Annotated in this window: 18 protein-coding genes; 9 read left to right on the forward strand and 9 right to left on the reverse strand. The window is 64.6% G+C overall.

Annotated features, from left to right (window positions below):
* Positions 1–125: 125 nt before the first annotated feature.
* The 5 genes from AQ12_RS05500 to hutU are packed head-to-tail and all read right to left on the reverse strand — an operon-like array spanning position 126 to position 5,961.
* On the reverse strand, positions 126–908 hold the full coding sequence (locus tag AQ12_RS05500) for an ABC transporter ATP-binding protein (RefSeq protein WP_048438864.1): 783 nt from the start codon (positions 906–908) through the stop codon (positions 126–128).
* Complete coding sequence (locus AQ12_RS05505) at positions 909–1,682, reverse strand: ABC transporter permease (protein ID WP_048438865.1); 774 nt, start codon at positions 1,680–1,682, stop codon at positions 909–911. It lies immediately after the preceding gene.
* 22 nt (positions 1,683–1,704) lie between these two features.
* Positions 1,705–2,649, reverse strand: coding sequence for an ABC transporter substrate-binding protein (locus tag AQ12_RS05510; protein WP_048438866.1), 945 nt, complete (start codon positions 2,647–2,649; stop codon positions 1,705–1,707).
* Positions 2,650–2,699: 50 nt separating this feature from the next.
* On the reverse strand, positions 2,700–4,235 hold the full coding sequence (gene hutH / locus AQ12_RS05515; RefSeq protein WP_048438867.1) for a histidine ammonia-lyase: 1,536 nt from the start codon (positions 4,233–4,235) through the stop codon (positions 2,700–2,702).
* 22 nt (positions 4,236–4,257) lie between these two features.
* On the reverse strand, positions 4,258–5,961 hold the full coding sequence (hutU, locus tag AQ12_RS05520; protein ID WP_048438868.1) for a urocanate hydratase: 1,704 nt from the start codon (positions 5,959–5,961) through the stop codon (positions 4,258–4,260).
* A 127-nt stretch (positions 5,962–6,088) separates the two neighbouring features.
* On the opposite strand from hutU, the gene hutC reads away from it, so the two are divergent.
* The 5 genes from hutC to AQ12_RS05545 are packed head-to-tail and all read left to right on the forward strand — an operon-like array spanning position 6,089 to position 10,724.
* Positions 6,089–6,793, forward strand: a complete 705-nt coding sequence (hutC, locus tag AQ12_RS05525) for a histidine utilization repressor (RefSeq protein WP_048438869.1) — start codon at positions 6,089–6,091, stop codon at positions 6,791–6,793.
* Positions 6,790–7,344, forward strand: a complete 555-nt coding sequence (locus AQ12_RS05530; RefSeq protein WP_048438870.1) for a HutD family protein — start codon at positions 6,790–6,792, stop codon at positions 7,342–7,344. Before hutC ends, AQ12_RS05530 begins: the two co-directional genes overlap by 4 nt.
* A gap of 35 nt (positions 7,345–7,379) precedes the next feature.
* Complete coding sequence (hutI, locus tag AQ12_RS05535) at positions 7,380–8,555, forward strand: imidazolonepropionase (RefSeq protein ID WP_238587660.1); 1,176 nt, start codon at positions 7,380–7,382, stop codon at positions 8,553–8,555.
* Positions 8,552–9,364, forward strand: coding sequence for an N-formylglutamate deformylase (gene hutG, locus AQ12_RS05540; protein ID WP_048438872.1), 813 nt, complete (start codon positions 8,552–8,554; stop codon positions 9,362–9,364). Before hutI ends, hutG begins: the two co-directional genes overlap by 4 nt.
* Positions 9,354–10,724 carry a formimidoylglutamate deiminase gene (locus tag AQ12_RS05545; protein ID WP_048438873.1) on the forward strand — a complete coding sequence of 457 codons (1,371 nt, stop codon included), beginning with the start codon at positions 9,354–9,356 and terminating at the stop codon, positions 10,722–10,724. The genes hutG and AQ12_RS05545 overlap by 11 nt, the downstream gene beginning before the upstream one ends.
* A gap of 3 nt (positions 10,725–10,727) precedes the next feature.
* On the opposite strand, the gene AQ12_RS05550 is transcribed toward AQ12_RS05545, so the two are convergent.
* On the reverse strand, positions 10,728–11,582 hold the full coding sequence (locus tag AQ12_RS05550) for a helix-turn-helix domain-containing protein (RefSeq protein WP_048438874.1): 855 nt from the start codon (positions 11,580–11,582) through the stop codon (positions 10,728–10,730).
* 71 nt (positions 11,583–11,653) lie between these two features.
* On the opposite strand from AQ12_RS05550, the gene AQ12_RS05555 reads away from it, so the two are divergent.
* The 4 genes from AQ12_RS05555 (at position 11,654) to AQ12_RS05570 (ending at position 16,426) form a co-directional block, all read left to right on the forward strand.
* Positions 11,654–12,931 (forward strand): MFS transporter, encoded by a 1,278-nt coding sequence (locus AQ12_RS05555; RefSeq protein WP_048438875.1) that lies wholly within the window; start codon positions 11,654–11,656, stop codon positions 12,929–12,931.
* A gap of 43 nt (positions 12,932–12,974) precedes the next feature.
* Positions 12,975–14,762, forward strand: coding sequence for an AAA family ATPase (locus AQ12_RS05560; protein WP_369798970.1), 1,788 nt, complete (start codon positions 12,975–12,977; stop codon positions 14,760–14,762).
* 6 nt (positions 14,763–14,768) lie between these two features.
* Positions 14,769–15,701 carry a general secretion pathway protein GspB gene (locus tag AQ12_RS05565; protein ID WP_048438877.1) on the forward strand — a complete coding sequence of 311 codons (933 nt, stop codon included), beginning with the start codon at positions 14,769–14,771 and terminating at the stop codon, positions 15,699–15,701.
* Between the two features lie 167 nt (positions 15,702–15,868).
* Entirely contained in the window at positions 15,869–16,426 is a 558-nt protein-coding gene (locus AQ12_RS05570) for a polymer-forming cytoskeletal protein (protein ID WP_048438878.1), read from the forward strand.
* On the opposite strand, the gene AQ12_RS05575 is transcribed toward AQ12_RS05570, so the two are convergent.
* The 3 genes from AQ12_RS05575 to AQ12_RS05585 all read right to left on the reverse strand — a co-directional run bounded on the left by AQ12_RS05575 (position 16,410) and on the right by AQ12_RS05585 (position 19,498).
* On the reverse strand, positions 16,410–17,153 hold the full coding sequence (locus AQ12_RS05575) for a hypothetical protein (protein ID WP_048438879.1): 744 nt from the start codon (positions 17,151–17,153) through the stop codon (positions 16,410–16,412). The genes AQ12_RS05570 and AQ12_RS05575 overlap by 17 nt on opposite strands.
* Positions 17,154–17,227: 74 nt before the next feature.
* Entirely contained in the window at positions 17,228–18,106 is an 879-nt protein-coding gene (locus AQ12_RS05580) for a sugar phosphate isomerase/epimerase (protein ID WP_048438880.1), read from the reverse strand.
* 207 nt (positions 18,107–18,313) lie between these two features.
* Entirely contained in the window at positions 18,314–19,498 is a 1,185-nt protein-coding gene (locus AQ12_RS05585; protein WP_048438907.1) for a dihydrodipicolinate synthase family protein, read from the reverse strand.
* Positions 19,499–19,531 lie beyond the last annotated feature (33 nt).

Consider the following 19,531-nt stretch of genomic DNA (forward strand, 5'->3'; position numbering starts at 1 on the left):
TGCTGCGACAGCGCTCTGCCGCTCAATCCATATTTTCTTGAAGCCCGTCAAACTCGACGGTCGGAACACGGCTGAGGTGCCCGTAGGAAATTTCTGATGGCTCGCGTCGAGCCATCTCTCACGCCTCACGCCGGCGTGTTTTCCAGCCCCGCCGCCCTGCGAACCTCCACCCGGATTTCCTCGGTCAGGCGCGCCTTGAGTTCGATGAATTCCGGTGTTGTCTTGACCGAGTAATGGCGAGGATGCGCAATGGGCACAGGCAGGTCGCATTTGATGCGGCCCGGCCTCGCGCTCATCACCACCACCCGGTTGCCCATGAAGATCGCTTCGTCGATGTCGTGGGTGACGAAGAGCACTGTCTTGCGCTCGGCTTCCCAGATGCCTTGCAGCAGCTCCTGCATCAGCTCGCGGGTCTGGTGATCGAGCGCGCCGAAGGGCTCGTCCATGAGCAGGATGCGTGGATCGTTCGCCAACGCGCGTGCCAGCGCCGTGCGTTGCTGCATGCCGCCGGACAGTTGCTTGGGAAAGTGACCCTCGAAGCCCTTGAGCCCGACCTTGCCAATGAATTCCATGGCGCGCGCTTTCTGGTCGGCCAGCGGCAAGCCTTTCTCGCGCAAGCCGAAGCACACGTTCTGCAGGATCGTGAGCCACGGAAAAAGCGTGTAGCTCTGGAAGACCATGCCCCGGTCCGCGCCCGGCGCCGTGACCGGGCGGCCGTCGAGCGCGATCGCGCCGGTGGTCGGCGTGTCAAGGCCTGCGACCATGCGCAGCAGCGTGCTCTTGCCGCATCCTGAAGGCCCCAGGATGGTGATGAAGTCGTTCTCCTGCACCGCGAGGTCTGTCGCTTGCAGGGCGACCGTACCGCCGGGGAATGTTTTGGAGACACCGGAAATATCGAGGATGTTCATTTACAGCCGTGCCCACGGAAACAGCTTGCGGTTCAGCGCCTTGAACGCGAAGTCGCTGGCCAGCCCGATCAGGCCGATGACGATGATGCCGAAGATGATCTGGTCGGTTGCAAGCAACGCCTGGCTGTCGGTGATCATGTGGCCGATGCCGCTGGAAGCGCCGATCAGCTCCGCGACGATCACATAGGTCCAGGCCCAGCCCAGCACCATGCGTAATGTCTCTGCAATCTCGGGCGCGCTCGAAGGCAGCAGCACGCGCGTCACGATGCCGCGGTCGCCCGCGCCCAGGGTGTAAGCAGCTTCGACCAGGTCACGCCGCGTATTGCCCACGCTCACCGCGATCATCAGCACCAGCTGGAAGAACGAGCCGATGAAGATCACGGCGAGCTTTTGCGCTTCGCCAATGCCCGCCCAGAGAATCAGCAGCGGAATGAAAGCCGAAGCCGGCAGGTAGCGCGCGAAGCTCACGAAGGGTTCGAAGAACGCCTCGACCGGCTTGTACGCGCCCATCATCACGCCCAGCGGCACGGCCAGGAAAGCAGCGATGGCAAAGCCGCCCAGCACCCGCCACACCGTCATCCCGATGTCCTTGCCGAACCCCTGGTTGGCGAGCAGGTCCCAGCCCGACCGCACCATCGTGATCGGGTCCGCGAGAAAGGTTTTGGAGACGTAGCCTCCCAGCGTGAACGCAGCCCACACCAGGAAGAACAGCACGAAGAAGCTCACGCCCAGCGCGATACGCGCGCCGGGGGAGACGGGTTGAAGCGGGCGCAAGGTTGTGGCTCTTCTAGAGGGCTTACTGGATGAAGCGCGTGTCCGCCAGCTTGCTCATGTCCGGTGCGGCCTTGATGATGCCCGCTTCGAGCAACAGGTCGGCGGCTTCCTTGCTGAATGCCGCGTGCTCGCCCGCAAAGAACTTCTGGTTGGCGGCCTTGTCCTGCCAGCGCAGGTAGGCGGCCGACTTGCCGAAGGCCTCGCCGCTTTGCTTGACGTCCGCGCCCATGATCTCGTAGCTCTTGGCCGGGTCTCTCTTGATCATCTCTACCGCTTCGAAATAGCTGTCGGCCAGCGCCTTGGCAGCCTTCGGGTTCTCCGAGAGGAACTTGGGCGTGCAGCCGAAGGTGTCCATCACCATCGGGTAGTCGAGCGTGGTGGCGATGATCTTGCCTGCTTCGGGCTTGGAACGAACCGCCGAGAGATAGGGCTCATAGGTCATGGCCGCGTCGAGGTCGGCGGTGCCCGCGATCATGGCGTTGGCAGCAGCTTGCGGCTCGAGGTTGACGATCTTCACATCCTTGGTCGACAGGCCGTTTTTCTTGAGCATCCATGCGAGGGTGAAGTAGGGCGCAGTACCCGGCGCGCTGGCGGCGACGGTCTTGCCCTTCAAGTCACTGATCTTGCCGATCGCGCCCTTGACGACCATGCCGTCCGCGCCATAGCTCTTGTCCAGCTGGAAGATCTGCGTGGTGGCGACGCCGTTGGCGTTCCACACGATCCAGGTTTCCACGGTGGTTGCTGCGCACTGCACATCGCCTGATGCAATCGCGAGGTGACGGTCCTTCTGCGGAATCTTCTTGATGGAAACGTCAAGGCCGTTCTTCTTGAAGATGCCGGCTTCCTTGGCAAGCGTGAGCGGTGCAAAGCCTGTCCAGCCGGAGATGCCGACTGACAGCTTGGTCTCTTGCGCCTGCGCGCTTGCGCAGGCCAGGGCCACCAGGGTAAGGGCAAGGAACTTCTTCATGGGGGATCTCCGTGTGGGTTGGGTGAAATCGAAATGACTGTATGCAGGGTTCATGCCAAACGCAATTGGTGCAACTCTGGTATCGCCTGCTCGGTGGCGTGCCCGATGGCACCGGTGGAAACGAGATGTCGCACCGCCTCCATGTCGTGCGCGAGGCTGCGGTCCTGCATCATCGCGGGCGACACGGTTCGCACCAGCCGCATCACGCCTTCCAGCGCAGGGCTGCTGGTGAGCGGGCGCAGGAACTCGATGCCTTGCGCTGCAGCCAGCAACTCGATCGCGACGATGTGCGCCGTGTTCTCCAGCATCTGCCCCAGGCGCCGCGCGGCGAAGGTCGCCATGCTCACATGGTCTTCCTGGTTGGCAGAAGTCGGCAGGCTGTCCACGCTGGCCGGATGCGCCAGCGACTTGTTTTCAGAAGCAAGCGCTGCAGCCGTGACGTGCACGATCATGAAGCCTGAATTCAGGCCGGGTTCGGGCGTGAGAAAAGGCGGCAGGCGCGACACCACCGTGTCCACGAGCATGGCAATACGGCGCTCGGCAATCGCGCCGATCTCGGCGATGGCGACTGCGAGCGCATCCGCGACAAGCGCCACGGGTTCAGCGTGGAAGTTGCCGCCTGAGACCATCTGGTCCGCAAACACGAGCGGGTTGTCGGTCACCGCATTGGCTTCGATCACCAGCACCCGAGCCGCATAGCGCATCTGGTCCAGGCACGCACCCATCACCTGCGGCTGGCAACGCAGGCAGTAGGGGTCTTGCACGCGGTCGTCGTTTTCAAGGTGCGACTTGCGGATCTCGCTGCCCGAGGTCAAAGCACGATAGGCAGCTGCGCAGTCGATCTGGCCCGGTTGACCTCGCACGTCATGAATGCGCGCATCGAAGGGCGCATCGCTGCCGCGCGCGGCGTCCAGCGTCAGGCCGCCTGCGATCACTGCGGCTTCGAACAGGCGGTCCACGGCAAGCAGCGCGTCGATGGCCAGTGCTGTCGACACCTGTGTGCCGTTGATCAGCGCGAGGCCTTCTTTCGCGCCCAACTTCAGCGGCGAGATGCCTGCCTGATCAAGCGCAGAAGCCGCCGGCATGCGTTCGCCGCGATAGAACACCTCGCCTTCGCCAATGAGTGGGAGCGACAGATGCGCAAGTGGTGCGAGATCACCCGAAGCACCCACCGAACCCTGGCAGGGAATCACCGGAATGATGCGCAAGTTGTAGAACGCGAGCAGCGTGTCCACGACTTCTTCGCGCACACCCGAGTGACCGCGCGCAAGACTCGTCGCCTTGAGCAAAAGGATCAGGGCCACCACCCGTTCATCGAGCGGACGACCCACGCCCACCGCGTGCGAGCGAAGCAGCTTGAGTTGCAGCAGCGCCAGGTCGCTCCTGGCGATACGGGTTGTCGCGAGCTTGCCAAAGCCGGTGTTGACGCCATACACCGGCGCGTCGCCGTCGGCCGCGCGTTGCACCAGCGCGGCGCTGGCGCGTATGCCGTCCCTGCAAGACGGCGAGAGTTGCACTTGCTCGGATGTGCTGCTGCACAGCTGGCGCAGCTCGGCCAGCGTGAGCTTTCCGGGAGTCAGGATCATGAGATTTACCGGAAGAAGGGACTTACCGCAGCATGGGCAGGTTGAGCTTGTTCTCGCGCGCAGATTCGATGGCGATCTCGTATCCGGCATCGGCATGGCGCATCACGCCGGTGGCCGGGTCATTCCACAAGACGCGTTCGACCTTTTCGGCGGCTTCTTTCGTGCCATCGCAAACGATGACCACGCCCGAGTGCTGCGAGTACCCCATGCCCACACCGCCGCCGTGATGAATGCTGACCCAGGTCGCGCCGCTCGCGGTATTGAGCAGTGCGTTGAGCAGCGGCCAGTCGCTGACGGCATCGCTGCCGTCTTTCATGCTTTCGGTTTCGCGGTTGGGCGATGCGACCGAGCCGCTGTCGAGGTGGTCGCGACCGATGACGATGGGGGCCTTGAGTTCGCCGGTTCGCACCATCTCGTTGAACGCCAGCCCTGCGATATGCCGCTCGCCCAGGCCGATCCAGCAGATGCGTGCGGGCAGGCCCTGGTAGCTGATGCGTTCTTCGGCCATGTCGAGCCAGCGATGCAGCGGCGCGTTGTTGGGAAACAGCTCCTTCATCTTCGCGTCGGTCTTGCGGATGTCTTGCGGGTCGCCCGAGAGCGCGACCCAGCGGAAGGGCCCGACGCCACGGCAAAACAGCGGGCGAATATAGGCCGGCACAAAGCCGGGGTAGTCGAACGCGTTGGCAACGCCGAAATCCTGCGCGACCTGGCGCAGGTTGTTTCCGTAGTCCACCGTGGGCACGCCCATCTCGTGGAATTCGAGCATGGCCTTCACATGCGCTGCGCACGACTCGCCGGCTGCCTGCTTCAACGCGGCGTGCTGCGAAGCATCTTTTTGCGCGGCTTGCCATTGCTCGACCGACCAGCCGGCGGGCAGGTAGCCGTTGATGATGTCGTGCGCGGAAGTCTGGTCGGTGACGATGTCGGGCCGGATGCCGCCAGCTTTTGCGCGCCGGGCCAGTTCGGGCACGATCTCGGCGGCATTGCCGCACAGGCCGATGGACACGGCTTCCTTGCGCGAGGTGTGGTGTGCGATCAGGGCCAGTGCCTCGTCCAGGTCCCTGGCCTGCTTGTCGAGGTATCGGGTGCGCAGGCGAAAGTCGATGCGCGATTGCTGGCACTCGATGTTGAGCGAGCAGGCACCGGCAAACGATGCGGCCAATGGCTGCGCGCCGCCCATGCCGCCCAGGCCTGCGGTCAACACCCAGCGGCCTGCGAGGTCACCGCCGAAATGCTGGCGACCGGCTTCGACAAATGTTTCGTAGGTGCCCTGCACGATGCCCTGCGTGCCGATGTAGATCCAGCTGCCCGCCGTCATCTGGCCGTACATCATCAAGCCCGCCCGATCGAGCTCATTGAAGTGCTCCCAGGTGGCCCACTTGGGAACGAGGTTGGAGTTGGCAATGAGCACGCGCGGCGCGCCTTCATGCGTGCGGAACACGCCGACCGGCTTGCCCGATTGCACGAGCAGTGTTTCATCAGGCTTGAGCTTGCGCAGCGAATCGAGGATGGCGTCGAACGCGGGCCAGTTGCGCGCTGCCTTTCCGATGCCGCCGTACACCACGAGTTCATCGGGGTTCTCGGCGACGGCGGGGTCCAGGTTGTTCTGGATCATGCGGTAGGCCGCTTCGATCTGCCAGTTCGCGCAAGTCAGCGCCGTGCCTTGCGGCGCGTGCACGGGGCGCGCCTTGCTGTCGAGGAAGGGTGTGGTCGAAAGATCGGACATGGAGGCTCCAATAAAAGGCGCTGCATGGATTGCGGGTCAAGCCCGCAATGACACCAGGAAGGCTGACACGGGAAATGAAATCGTAGTTGTCTATACAACTTGTGTCAACTGGGTTATTCTCCGATTCATGAGCGACGTTCCCGCGTACGAGCAGGTCAAGGCCCACATCCGCCAGCGCATTGCAAGCGGCGAGTGGCGTCCGGGCGATCCGGTGCCCAGCGAGGCTGCGCTGATGGCGCAGTTCTCCATCAGCCGCATGACGGCGAACCGCGCCTTGCGTGAACTCGCCGCCGAGGGCCTGGTGAACCGGGTGCAGGGCTCGGGCACGCGAGTCGCGCAGCTGCACCGCATCTCATCGCGCCTGACCATCCGCGATATTCACGAAGAGGTGGTCGAGCGCGGCCACGTTCACACGACCCGTGTGCTGCTGCTTGCACGAGAGAAGGCGGGCGGCGAGGTGGCGCTGTCGCTGGGCGTGCCTGCGGGTTCGATCGTGTTCCATAGCGTGCTCATCCACATGGAGAACGGTGTGCCGATCCAGTACGAGGATCGTTATGTGAATCCGGCGGCGGCACCCGATTACATCGACACCGATTTCACCCAGGCATCACCGACCTTGCATCTGCTGCAACATGCACCGCTGACAGAAGCCAGCTACTCCATCGAGGCCTGCCTGCCGACCGCGGATGAGGCGCGCGAACTCTCCATCAAACGCAGCGAGCCTTGCCTTGTGATGATGCGCCGTACGGTCAGTGGGGCCAACGTGGCCAGCGTGGCCCGGCTGCTGTATCCGGCTTCGCGCTACAGCTTTGCAGGAGAATTCCAGGCATGAACTGGACTTTGATTCGTGCTTCTGATGCTGCGGTGCAGCCCTGGCGCAACGGCGGCGGCGTGACGCGTGAACTCCTGGCCTGGCCTTCGGGCGACGACTGGGCTGTGCGGATTTCATTGGCCGATGTATCGCGCGCCGGCCCGTTCTCGTCGTTTCCCGGCGTTGACCGCTGGTTCGCGGTGTTGACCGGGGCCGGTGTGGAGTTGACGGTCGATGGTGCCTTGCACCGGGTCACCCGAGCCGATCCGGCGCTGGCATTCAGCGGCGGCGCCGTGGTGGATTGCCGCCTTCTGGGAGGCGCGACGCTCGATCTCAACCTGATGGTGAAAGACCGCGTAGCACGAATGGATCGGGTCAATGGCACATGGACCGGACGGCTGCGCGCCGAGACGCTGGTCGCAGCCTTCGCCAGCGAATCGGACGCATCGCTCGACTGCGCCGGTGTGGTCACGCGCGTGCCCGCCGGCACATTGGCCTGGCGGCTGCTGCCCAGTGAAACGCGAGTGCAGCTCAGCGGCGATGACGCGATCTGGATGGAGGTGGCGCCTTGACCGTTTCGCTCTGGACTCACTGCCGCATCGCGACCATGCAGCCGGAGGCAGCGACGCCTTACGGCCTTATCGACGACGCTGCGCTTGTTGTGCAGGGCGGGCGCATTGCGTGGGTCGGCGACCGGGCAGCGCTCGCGCCGTTCTGGAGCGAGCAGGCCAGTGAGCAGCACGACTGCGGTGGCGCGCTCATCACGCCGGGGCTCATCGACTGTCACACGCACCTGGTCTACGGCGGTGATCGTGCAAACGAGTTCGAGCTGCGCTTGAACGGCGCGAGCTATGAAGAGATCGCGCGCGCAGGCGGCGGCATCGCATCGACGGTGCAAGCCACGCGCGCCGCCAGCGAAGACGACCTGTTCGCACAAAGCCTGCCGCGTTTGAACGCACTGATGGCTGAAGGCGTGACCACGCTGGAGATCAAATCCGGCTATGGCCTGTCGCTGGAGCACGAGCGCAAATGCCTGCGTGTCGCGCGCCGGCTTGGGGCGCAGGCGGGGATAGCGGTTCGCACGACCTTTCTTGGCGCGCATGCACTGCCGCCCGAGTTCACCGGCCGCGCGGACGAGTACATCGACGCGGTGCTGCAGATGCTGCCCGCGCTGCATGAAGAAGGCCTCGTCGATGCGGTCGATGCCTTCTGCGAGCGGATCGCTTTCAGCACGGCGCAGACCGAGCGTGTGTTTACCGCAGCGAAGGCGCTGGGGTTGCCGGTCAAGCTGCACGCCGAGCAACTGAGTGACAGCGGCGGCGCGCAGCTGGCGGCCCGCTTTGGCGCGCTCAGCTGCGACCACCTGGAGTGGCTGGGCGAGGAGGGCGCGAAAGCCATGGCACAGGCAGGCACGGTCGCCGTGCTCTTGCCCGGCGCTTTCTATTTCCTGCGCGAGACAAAGCTGCCGCCGGTCGCCATGCTTCGCGAGCACGGCGTGCCCATGGCGATATCGACCGATTGCAATCCTGGCAGTTCGCCCTGCACCTCGATTTTGCTGATGCTCAACATGGCGTGCACGCTTTTTCGACTGACGCCCGAGGAAGCCTGGGCCGGTGTCACGCGCCATGCGGCGCTCGCGCTGGGTCTCGCAGATCGGGGTGCGCTGGCACAAGGCATGCGAGCGGATTTCGTGCTTTGGGATGTGCGCAGCCCTGCACAGCTTGTCTATCCGATGGGGCTCAATCCCCGTCGCGCAACCGTGATCGACGGCAACCTGCAATGAATCAACACACGACTTTCACCCTCGACCGGGGACGCGCGCCTTTGCTGGTGAGCATGCCGCACATCGGCACCGAAATACCCGATGACCTTCGCGCCGACTACCTGCCGCGCGCCCTGGATGTCGAAGACACGGACTGGCATCTGGCGCGGCTTTACGATCATCTTGAAGCGATGGGCGCGAGCGTGTTGCGGCCGCGTTATTCGCGTTATGTGATCGACCTCAATCGCCCGCCCGACGACGCGCCCATGTATCCCGGCGCATCGAATACCGAGCTGTGCCCGACGCGATTTTTCACAGGCGATCCGCTGTACGCGGCGGGCCGTGAGCCATCGCCGCAAGAGCGCCAGCGCAGGCGCGATGCGTACTGGCGCCCGTATCACGACGCGCTGCAGGGCGAACTGGATCGCCTGAAGGCCGAGCATGGCTACGCACTGCTGTGGGATGCACACAGCATCCGCTCGGCCATTCCCTGGCTCTTCGAGGGCGTGCTGCCGGGCCTGAACATCGGCACCGCAAATGGCGCGAGCGCAGATGCGTCCATCACGACGGCTGTGGCCAGCGCGGCGTCGCGCCATGTGAATGTGAGCCACATCGTCAACGGCCGATTCAAGGGCGGCTACATCACGCGTCACTACGGCAATCCGGCCGCGCATGTGCATGCGGTGCAGCTGGAGATGTGCCAGAACCTCTACATGAGCGAGACGGCGCCGTATGACTATGACGAAGCGCTCGCCCAATCGGTGCAACCGGTGCTGGGCGACATGATGCGAGCTGCGGTCCAGGCCGCTGCAAAGCTCCATGCCCGGTGAGCAGCGCTTCCTCGCTCCGGCTGCCTGGATCAACGGCGGCTGGCGCAGCAACGTGCTGCTGGTCGCGGGCGCTGATGGATCGTGGTTGCGAATCGTGCCCGATGCGCCGCCCGATCAGCAGCAGGGCGTAACGACGCTCGCCGGCCCTGTCCTGCCGGGCCTGGTCAACGGACACAGCCACGCTTTCCAGCGCGCCATCGCGGGCCTGACCGAGCGAAGCACATCGGCCGATGACGACTTCTGGAGCTGGCGCGAGCGCATGTACGGCGCGGCCTTGCGCGTCACGCCCGGGCAACTTGAATCAATCGCCGCCTTCCTCTACGCCGAGTTGCTACGCGCGGGCTACACGCAGGTCTGCGAGTTTCACTACCTGCACAACGATGTGGACGGCAAGGCCTATGCCGACCCGGTGGAGCTTTCGCTGGGCCTCGTGCGCGCCGCCAGGCGTGTCGGCATCGGGCTCACGTTGCTGCCCACGCTCTACATGCGCCAGGGCTTCGCAGCCGCGGGCCTGCGCGAAGACCAGCGACGTTTCGCGTCCACCCCGGATTCGATCCTGAACATAGCGGGCCGGATTGCATCCCAAGAGACGCATGGCGCACGGGTCAATGCAGGTGTTGCGATCCATTCGTTGCGAGCGGTGGGCGAGGGCGCGCTGCGCGAACTGGCTGCCGGTGCTTCACCGGTCATGCCCATTCACATCCATATCGCCGAGCAGCGCCGCGAAGTCGAGGACTGCATCGTCGAGCATGGCGTGCGGCCCGTCGAATGGCTGCTGTCGCAAGTCAATGTCGATGAGCGCTGGAACCTTGTGCATGCCACGCAGGCCACGAGCACTGAACTCAACGCCATTCGCGACAGACACGCATCGATCGTGATCTGCCCCAGCACCGAAGGCAACCTGGGCGATGGCGTGTTCGACCTGCCGGCGTGGATGGGGCACAGCGGCAACTGGTCGATAGGCTCCGACAGCCACGTCACACGCAGCTGGCAGGAAGAGCTGCGCCTGCTGGAGTATTCGCAGCGCTTTCACCTGCGCAAGCGCAATGTGGCTGCCAGCGCGGCGCTGAGCGAAAGCTCTGCGGGGGCGCTGTTCCAGGGCGCGCTCCATGGCGGCAGCGCGGCCTGCGGCCTGCGAGTCGGCGGGCTTGCCGTCGGCGAGCGCGCGGACTTCATGGTCGTGGATGGCGATGCGCCCTCGCTGGCAGGCATCCCGCAATCCCACTTGCTGGACGCAGCCGTGTTCTCCAGCCCCGACGCGGCGATGCTTGAAACTTACGTCGCGGGACGCCGCATCGAGCTGGACATGCGCGCGCTGCGAGCCGACTTTGTCCGTGCCATGACTGCGCTGTGGTCGTAAGCGTCAGCGTGGGTCGCGGCCGGGCTGGAACTGGCGCGGCGATGCGCCCATTGCGGATTTGAACATCGCGGTGAATGCGCTGTCGCTCGCATAGCCGCTCACGGCTGCCACGTGCGAGACCGGCATCCCGCGCGCGAGCAGGGGCAGGGCGTTGGCGAGCGTGGCTTGCTGGCGCCACTGCTGGTATGTCGTGCCCAGTTCGTCGCGAAACAGCCTTGCCATCGTTCGTTCGCTCGCACCGACTTCGCGGGCCCATTGCGCAAGCGTCGCGCGTTCGGACGGCGACTGCATCACCGCCTCGCACAGCGCGCGCAATCGCTTGTCGCCGGACTGCTCAGATGGCATCGGCACGCCGAGCGCCTGGATGTCGGCGCGCGCGATTTCGTCGAGCACGAGGCCGGCAAGGCGCTCTTCGCGGGTGCGAGGCAGTTTCGCATCGGCGGTGTCATCGAGCGCCTGGACCAGCTCGCGCAGCAGCGGCGATACAACGATCACCCGGCAGCCGGTCCAGCCCGCTGGCGTGACGGACGCGTCGATGTAGAGCGTTCGGAACTGGGCGTCTTCAATCACATGCACCGCGTGCCTCGCGCCCGGTGCGATCCACACGGCTCGCGACGGTGGCACGAGATAGGTGATCTCTTCGCCGCGCGGGCCCTGGTTGTGGGCGGTGACCTGCACGATCCCGCTTGCGCAGTAGGCCAGTTGCGACCACGCATGGCTGTGAGGCTCGAAGTGCGTGTCGGCGGCCATTGACCGGGCTCGCACCCGTACCGGCCGCTGGCGATCTGGTTCGTAGGCGTCAGTGTCGCCGACGGCAGCGATGTGTGTCGAAGCGCGGGTTCTGGCTTGGGCGGGCATTGGCCGATTTTCGCTGAAAGCTGTCGTTCTGTCGCATTTCAGAAAGATCGTGCGCCGCTACGATCCACGCCATGAGTACCCTGAGCGCGACGACCGATTCGACCGGCGCCTTGCCGCCCGTGCCCCTGAGACAGGACGCGGGCGTCATCGGCCTTGTCGGGCTGGCGCACATGATCAGCCACTTCTCGCAGCTCTTGCTGGCGCCGCTGTTCCCCTGGCTCAAGGACGCCTTCAACGCGAGCTACACCGAGCTTGGCTTCCTGATGACGATCTTTTTCGTCGTGTCGTGCGGGGTGCAGGCAGCGTCGGGTTTCCTGGTCGACAAGTACGGCCCGCGTCCGATTCTCTTTGCCGGTCTCAGCCTGCTGGGCGTGGCGGCGTTCGGCTTTGCGATGAGTCCCAGCTACTGGACGATGGCGTGCTTCTCGGTGGTCGCGGGCATCGGCAACGGCGTCTTCCATCCAGTGGATTACACGCTGCTCAATCGCAAGATCAGCCCCGCCCGGTTGGGACACGCGTACAGCTTTCACGGCATCACGGGCAGCCTGGGCTGGGCGCTCGCGCCCGCGGTGATGGTGCCCATTGCCATCGCCGTTTCATGGCAGGCCGCGTTGATGACGGCGGGCACGCTGGCGTTCGTGGTTCTTGGCGTTCTGTGGCTCAACCGCAGCAAGCTTGACCTGCCGCTGGCGGCCGCGCGCAAGGCGGAGGTGGCGGCGCAGGGCAAGGGCCCCGCGCCCGCCGCAACCGGTGAGGGCAACTTCGACTTCCTGCGAATCCCCGCCGTGTGGATGTGCTTCAGCTTCTTTTTCTTCTATGCGGTTGTCCTGAGCGCGATACAGGCGTTTGCGCCCACGGCGGCTCATTTTCTGCATGGCGTGCCTTTGACGCTGGCGGCGATGTGCCTCACGGTTTACATGGTGCTGAGCGCGGGCGGCATGGTTGTCGGCGGCTTTCTTGCGTCCGACCCGGCGCGGTGCGAGCGCGTGGTGGGCATGGGCTTTGGCGCTGCAGCGTTGATCGCTTTGTGGATTGCGCTCGGACCGGTGCCCGCGATGGCAGTACCTGCGCTGTTTGGTGCGATGGGCTTTGCCAGTGGCCTGGCCGGCCCGTCGCGTGACCTGCTGGTCAAGCGCTCCACACCCGAGAACGCCACCGGGCGGGTTTACGGCATCGTCTATTCGGGCCTGGATATCGGCCAGGCGCTGGCGCCGCTATTCTTCGGCGCGCTGATGGATCACCAGCAGTACCGTGGTGTCTGGCTGGGACTGGTGTTCATGCAGGCAGTGCTCATCACGAGCGCGTTCAATGTGCGCAAGGTCAGGCGCACGGTTGCCCTGACGCCTTGAGGTTCTATCGTGAGGACGTCATGCCGGACCTGATCCGGCATCCATGAATTCGGACGACAGCCCTGGGGTGCCTCGGCCCGACGACCCGGTTTCACCGCAAGGTATCCTTGCCGCCATGTACGCCGCCTATTTCGGTCTGAAGCACGAGCCGTTTTCGATCGCGCCAGACCCCCGCTACCTCTTCATGAGCGAGCGCCACCGCGAGGCGTTGGCGCACCTGCTGTACGGGCTGGGCGGTGGGGGCGGCTTCGTGCTGCTGTCCGGCGAGATCGGCACCGGCAAGACCACGGTGTGCCGCCTCTTCCTGGAGCAGATTCCGCCCGATTGCAACGTCGCCTATATCTTCAATCCCAAGCTGACGGTGCTGGAGTTGCTGCAATCGGTCTGCGAAGAATTCCACATTCCGGTGCAAGAGCCGCAGCGAGGCGATGGTCCGCCGACGGTCAAGGACTATCTCGATCCGCTCAATGCCTTCCTGCTGGAAAGCCATGCTGCGGGCCGCAACAACGTGCTCATCATCGATGAGGCGCAGAACCTGTCGGCCGAGGTGCTGGAGCAGCTGCGCCTGCTGACCAACCTGGAAACCCGAGAACGCAAGCTGCTGCAGATCGTGCTGATCGGCCAGCCCGAATTGCGCACGATGCTGGCGCGGCCCGAGCTGGAGCAACTCGCGCAACGCGTGATCGCGCGCTATCACCTGGACGCGCTGACGCCGCAGGAGACCGAGCAGTACATTCGCCACCGGCTTGAAGTGGGCGGGCTGGAGCGGCCCATGCCGTTCGAGAAAAAAGCCATTGCGCGCATTCACCAGCTGGCGCGTGGCGTGCCGCGTCGCATCAACCTGCTGTGCGATCGCGCATTGCTGGGTGCATTCGCCAACACGCAGGGCGCGGTCGACCGGGCGACGGTGGACAAGGCGGCGGCGGAAGTTTTTGACAAGCCGGTGCCCATTGCGGGCTCGGGTCGGCGGCTGTCTCCAGCCCTGATGCTGGCATTGGGCGTTGTCGCTGGGGCGGCGCTCTTCGCGTTGATCAACCAGCTGATGGGTCAACGTGCACCGGCGCCGCAGGTGGCTGCCGTTGCGCCAGTGGCTGCGCCCAAGGCTGCAGTTAGTCCTGCCGTTGCGGCGGCAGCCTTGCCCACATCCGCCACATCCGCCGCCACATCCGCCGCCACATCCGCCGCCGCATCGCCTTCGCCCGCGACCGCCGCTGCGGTCGCATCCAGCTCGTCGCCCACCTTGTACGGCGACCCGGAAAAGGCATTCGTTGATCTGGCCAGGTCCTGGAAGATCGAGCCGGGCGAGGCGGGCGTTTGCAGGGCAGCGCCACTGCAAGGTGTGCAGTGCTTCAGCCGCACGCTCAACCTGGCGGTCATCCGCGAGCTGGGTCGCCCTGGTGTGGTGACGCTCGATGCGGCCACAGGCAAGCCGACCTATGCGGTCCTCACAGCGCTCACGCGAGACAGCGCCACGCTCAGCGCGGGCGGCACCGAGCAGACCGTGACGATCGCGGCGCTGGCCTCGCGCTGGCAAGGTGACTTCGCGACGCTGTGGCGTGCACCGCCCGGCTACACCGGCAAGGAAGAAACCAAGGGACCGGCGATCGACTGGACGGCTGCCAGGCTCGCGGCCATCGAGGGCGCACCACCGCCGTCGGGGCCGCAGGCACTCGATGCACCACTGCGGGCGCGCCTGCGTTCTTTCCAGCTTGCGCAGGGCCTGCCGGCAGATGGCTGGCCCGGCCCCATGACCTTCATGCAGATCAATCGCGCAGCCGGCATCGATGAGCCGCGCCTTCGCACCGACTCCAACAGCGCCAACAAGCCGTAGAAATCCATGTCATACATCCTCGATGCCCTTCGCAAGGCCGATGCACAGCGCGCGCGCGACCCGGTGCGTGGCATTCATGCCCAACCCTTGCGAGGCTCGGAAAGCTCTGGCAACGCGCAAGCCCGTTTGCGCCCCTTGCACATCGCTGTTGCGCTGGCTGGATTCATCGTGCTCGCTGCAGCAGGCTGGTTCGTTTTTCGCGGTGGCGATGACAAGAAATTCGATAGCGGCGAATCGGCGGCTGCCGTGCCTGCGCACATGCGTCCCCGTCCAGGTCTGGCGGCTTCGCCCGGCGCGCCGATGGAGTCCCCCGCTGCGATGCCTCCCCAGGCCAAGGTGCAGTCCCTGCCGCCTGTGCAGAGCCTTGAAGCTGCGCCAGTGGTTGGCAACGCGATCCAGCCGCCGCCCAGTGCCTCGCCCCCGCCGACCGTGGGACAGCTTGCAGCGGCGATGCCGCCGAGGTGGCCGGCGGCGGGTGAAGACCCGCGCGCGCCTCGCATCCCACGCTCAGGACCGCGTGTCGGCTCGGCGATGGAGGCCCTGCCGGCCGAACCGCAACCCAACGCCCCACCGGTGGCACCTGCGGCGATCGCGCAGACGCCAGGTGCCTTGCCCTCTATCAATGTGTCGGGTACCGAAATGAACATACCAGCGGCGCCGCAGATGTCGCCGGCCACGCCGATGCCGGGTGCCCGCGCCGGCACTGCAGCGATTGCGGCTGCAACCACACCACCGGCCTCTGGCCTTCCAGCCGATGCGCCCAAGCTCGCGATCAATGGCGGCGTCTACTCCACCAACAAGGCGCAGCGCATGCTGATCGTCAACGGGCAGGTCTACAACGAAGGCAACGAGATCGCGGCCGGCGTGGTGCTTGACGAGATCAAAAACAAGACAGCCGTGTTGCGCTATCGCGGTTCGCGCTACACCGTCGCTTACTGACGAGCCACATGTGGTGCAGGCGAGGCGGATTAAGTCGCTTGCAACGCCCGATGGGTATGCAAGACCCAACGGTTTTTGGTTACCGAACTTGCGTGAACGCGTGAACTTGTAAGCCCAGTCATCCGTACGATGGGGACCTCTTACAACGCCACTCAGAGGAAGTACCCATGGCCCTGCAATCCCCGTTTTTCAACAAGCGCGAAAACGAACCGTACAACCCCCGCCAGGGTGCCGTGAATCCGAATGCAGCAGCTGTCGCAGGGGCAGTGTCTACCGCAGCAGCCGCACCGACAACGCCCGCTGCCAACAGCGCGCCGGTCAAAGAGGGCGAGAGCAAGCTGACCGTCGGGCCGAATATCAAGCTCAAGGGGGTCGAGATCACCGACTGCGACACACTCGTGGTCGAAGGCTCGGTTGAAGCGACGATGGATTCGCGCGTGATCCAGATTTCAGAACGCGGCTCGTTCAAGGGCTCGGCCGATATCGACATTGCCGAGATCCGCGGGCACTTCGAAGGCGTGCTCAATGCGCGCCAGAAGCTGGTGATCTATTCGACCGGCAAGGTGACCGGCAAGGTGCGCTACGGCACGATCGTGATCGAAGAGGGCGGCCAGCTGTCAGGCGAGATCGAGTTCGGGTCGGCCGCGACGAAGACAGCGACTGCGCCCACGGCAGTGACTTCTTCGCGTACCGGATTGCAGAACGTCCTCAGCTCTGCGGGGTGAGGAGGGGGTCTTCGTCGGTGACGTGAATCGTTATCGATGACTCCTGCGCGCCCGCGATATCGAACTGGCGCAGCGCGACATGGACCGCCTCTTGCGCGTGGCTCACTTGCGAGCCGAGCCGATCGAGTTCAAGCGAGACAGCATGGCTCATGTCCCTTTGTTCGCCTTCGACGGCAAGCCGATGGTGGCGGCGTGCGGCCAGGTTGGCTGCAATTGCAAGTGGGATCAATCCACTCAGGACGATCCATTCCGACGTCGGGGTCTGCGGCGCGTCGTTCACCGCTTTTGCCGTCACCCCGATGGCGGCCGCCTTGGTCAGGAATGAGAGCCCGTTCACCAAAGCGGACTCGACCCTGGGATGTAGACCGTTTCTTTGCAGGACCACCTGCTCGTAAGCGCGAACGAGGCGCGGATTTTCAAAGGCTCTGGTGTTCTGGGGGTCGGATTCCTTCAGGCATACAGCCGCATCAAATTCGCGAGTTGCAAGCTGCTCGGCCATGACCGCGCTTGAAAGCGCACGCAAGGCAGGGACATGGCGCATGCCGCCCGACAGCGGCGCATCGCCGGCAATCGTGCGCAGACTATCGGCGTCCAGGTAATGGAACAGGGTCAGCAGTACGGGCGCAGGTGCGTGGTCCGTGACAAAAGGGCCGCCGTGCGGAGGTTCAGGCTCGCCGCTGATCAGGCGTGTGGATTGAGTGGCGGGGTTGTATGCATCTGCTCGCACGAAGTCTTCCTTGTTGCCAGCCCGAAGCGAGCCGTTGATTGAAGACTGTGTAACCCCGGCTGCGCTTTTGTTCCTCAGACCCTCGACCTGTGTCTGGTGATGCAGGTGTCGAGCACTTCGCCGCAGTCGAGTTGCCACCAGTTGCTTGCGGAAAAAATCTCGACTTCGCTGTAGCCGTCAAACCCCTGCGCTTCGACCCAGCCGCGTATGAGCGGTATGTCGATGACGCCGTCGCCCATCATCCCGCGATCATTGAGCAGGTCGGTGGTGGGGGTCAGCCAGTCGCACACATGCAATGCCATCAAGCGCTGGCTGCCCGCGCGTTCGATCTGCTGCTTGAGTTTGGGGTCCCACCAGACGTGATAGACATCGACGGCAACACCGAGTGCGCCGGTCTTGCCGGGGTCGAGCGCGTCGCAGATATCGAGCGCTTGCTCCAGGGTGTTGATGCAGGCGCGGTCGGCTGCATACATGGGATGCAGGGGTTCGATGGCCAGCGGCATGTTCGCCGTCTTTGCGTAGTCCAGCAGATCGGCGATGCCATCGCTGACCTGCGAGCGTGAGAGTGCGATGTCCTTGTGCAGTGCTTTGCCGGCCAACGCGCCGGGCAGGCCGCCGACGACCAGCACCAGGCACTTCGCATTCAGTTCGCGTGCTTCATCGACCGCGCGGCGGTTGTCGTCGCGAGCTGCCTTCAATGCGTCTGCACCGACTGCCGGGAACATGCCGCCTCGGCAGTAGCCCGACAGTTCGAGGCCGTGTTGTTTCACGAGTTTTGACACCTGGGCCAGGCCCGTTGCAGCAACCTGGTCGCGCCAGGGCGATATCGCGCGGATGCCGCGCGCCGCGCAGGCTTGGATGATGTCGGTCAGCGGCACTTCGACGCCCCGGCTCTTGCGGACGGTGGCGGTGTTGATGGAGAGCCAGCGGTGGTCTTGTGTGAAATCGCGCATTTCTATCTCTTCAGGTTGTCATTGCGGGCTTGCCCCGCAATCCATGTCTTCGACCGCCGTTGCCGCTGCGCGGTGGATGCCGGATCAAGTCCGGCATGACAGCCTTGAGTGTCAGAGCGGCTCGGGATCAAGTCCGGCATGACAGCCCGGTTGTCATTGCGGGCTCGACCCGCAATCCACCGCGAAGCGGCGACGGCGCTTGCGCTCTCATTGCACGCCGTGCATCGCCAGCAGCGTCTTCATCCGCCGCACCGCCAACTCCGGCTGCTCCAGCAAATTCGCAGCATCGGCCAGCCGGAACAACTCGGCGAAGTGCTGCAGCGATCTGGTGCTCTGCTGGCCACCCACCATCGTGAAATGCGATTGATGACCATTGAGCCAGGCCATGAACACCACGCCGGTCTTGTAGAAGCGGGTCGGCGCTGCAAAGATGTGACGTGACAGCGGCACGGTCGGCCCGAGGATTGCGTGGAACCTGTCGACGTTGCCTTGCGCGAGTTCGCCCAGCGCCGCACTCGCAGCAGGCGCAATCGCATCGAAGATCCCCAGCAGCGCATCGCTTTGGCCGTGCGTGGGCTCGTCGCCAAAGCCGTCACCTGCGATCAGTTCCGCATAGTTGAAGTCGTCGCCGGTGTACATGCGAACACCCGCAGGCAACCGTCGGCGCATGGCGATTTCCTTGTCCTTGTCCAGGAGAGAAATCTTGATGCCATCGACCTTGTCCGGATGCGCGGCAATGATGCCAAGTGCAGTGTCCATCGCCGCATCGACGTCGCTGGTTCCCCAGTAGCCGGCGAGGGCAGGATCGAACATCTGGCCCAGCCAGTGCAGCACGACGGGCTGTTTGGCCTGCGACAGGATGCGGTCATAAACACGTTCGTAATCGGCAGGGCTCTTTGCAACGCGGGCGAGCGCGCGACTGGCCATCACGATCAGCTTGCCGCCCAGCTTTTCGATGGCAGCCATCTGTTCTTCATAGCCGGCGATGACCTGGTCGACAGTCGTGACGTCATCGAGAATGAGATGGTCCGTTCCGCAACCTGATGCGACGAGGGCGCCGGGTACATCACGCGCTGCGTCCAGCGAACGGCGGATCAATTCGAGCGACGTCGGCCAGTCCAGGCCCATGCCTCGTTGCGCGGTGTCCATCGCCTCTGCGACACCCAGGCCGAGCGACCACAGGTGCTGGCGATAGGCGATGGTCGCGTCCCAATCGACGGCGCACTGCAGCCAGGGGTCGATGGCGGCGAGCGGGTCGGCAACGACGTGGGCGGCCGAGTAGGCGATGCGGTTGAACCTGATGCCCCTGGCGGGCTTGACCGGCTCGGTGCCCTTGAGCGTGTACGTGGTCAGGTCCCTGTTTGATGCGGGGAGCTGGAGTGAAAGGGGCATGTTGTGTCCTTCTTGGCTTTCATTGCGGTCGCG

The organism is Caenimonas sp. SL110, assembly GCF_001044395.1.
Taxonomy (GTDB): Bacteria; Pseudomonadota; Gammaproteobacteria; order Burkholderiales; family Burkholderiaceae_C; genus Ramlibacter.

Bases quoted from the DNA above. Each gene is read 5' to 3' on its own strand.
- AQ12_RS05550 (WP_048438874.1), bottom strand. From the start codon at position 11,582: ATGCCCGCCCAAGCCAGAACCCGCGCTTCGACACACATCGCTGCCGTC.
- AQ12_RS05530 (WP_048438870.1), top strand. From the start codon at position 6,790: ATGAACTGGACTTTGATTCGTGCTTCTGATGCTGCGGTGCAGCCCTGG.
- AQ12_RS05545 (WP_048438873.1), top strand. From the start codon at position 9,354: ATGCCCGGTGAGCAGCGCTTCCTCGCTCCGGCTGCCTGGATCAACGGC.
- hutI (WP_238587660.1), top strand. From the start codon at position 7,380: ATGCAGCCGGAGGCAGCGACGCCTTACGGCCTTATCGACGACGCTGCG.
- AQ12_RS05500 (WP_048438864.1), bottom strand. From the start codon at position 908: ATGAACATCCTCGATATTTCCGGTGTCTCCAAAACATTCCCCGGCGGT.
- hutC (WP_048438869.1), top strand. From the start codon at position 6,089: ATGAGCGACGTTCCCGCGTACGAGCAGGTCAAGGCCCACATCCGCCAG.
- hutU (WP_048438868.1), bottom strand. From the start codon at position 5,961: ATGTCCGATCTTTCGACCACACCCTTCCTCGACAGCAAGGCGCGCCCC.
- AQ12_RS05585 (WP_048438907.1), bottom strand. From the start codon at position 19,498: ATGCCCCTTTCACTCCAGCTCCCCGCATCAAACAGGGACCTGACCACG.
- AQ12_RS05555 (WP_048438875.1), top strand. From the start codon at position 11,654: ATGAGTACCCTGAGCGCGACGACCGATTCGACCGGCGCCTTGCCGCCC.
- AQ12_RS05570 (WP_048438878.1), top strand. From the start codon at position 15,869: ATGGCCCTGCAATCCCCGTTTTTCAACAAGCGCGAAAACGAACCGTAC.
- AQ12_RS05510 (WP_048438866.1), bottom strand. From the start codon at position 2,649: ATGAAGAAGTTCCTTGCCCTTACCCTGGTGGCCCTGGCCTGCGCAAGC.
- AQ12_RS05560 (WP_369798970.1), top strand. From the start codon at position 12,975: ATGAATTCGGACGACAGCCCTGGGGTGCCTCGGCCCGACGACCCGGTT.
- AQ12_RS05565 (WP_048438877.1), top strand. From the start codon at position 14,769: ATGTCATACATCCTCGATGCCCTTCGCAAGGCCGATGCACAGCGCGCG.
- hutH (WP_048438867.1), bottom strand. From the start codon at position 4,235: ATGATCCTGACTCCCGGAAAGCTCACGCTGGCCGAGCTGCGCCAGCTG.
- hutG (WP_048438872.1), top strand. From the start codon at position 8,552: ATGAATCAACACACGACTTTCACCCTCGACCGGGGACGCGCGCCTTTG.
- AQ12_RS05580 (WP_048438880.1), bottom strand. From the start codon at position 18,106: ATGCGCGATTTCACACAAGACCACCGCTGGCTCTCCATCAACACCGCC.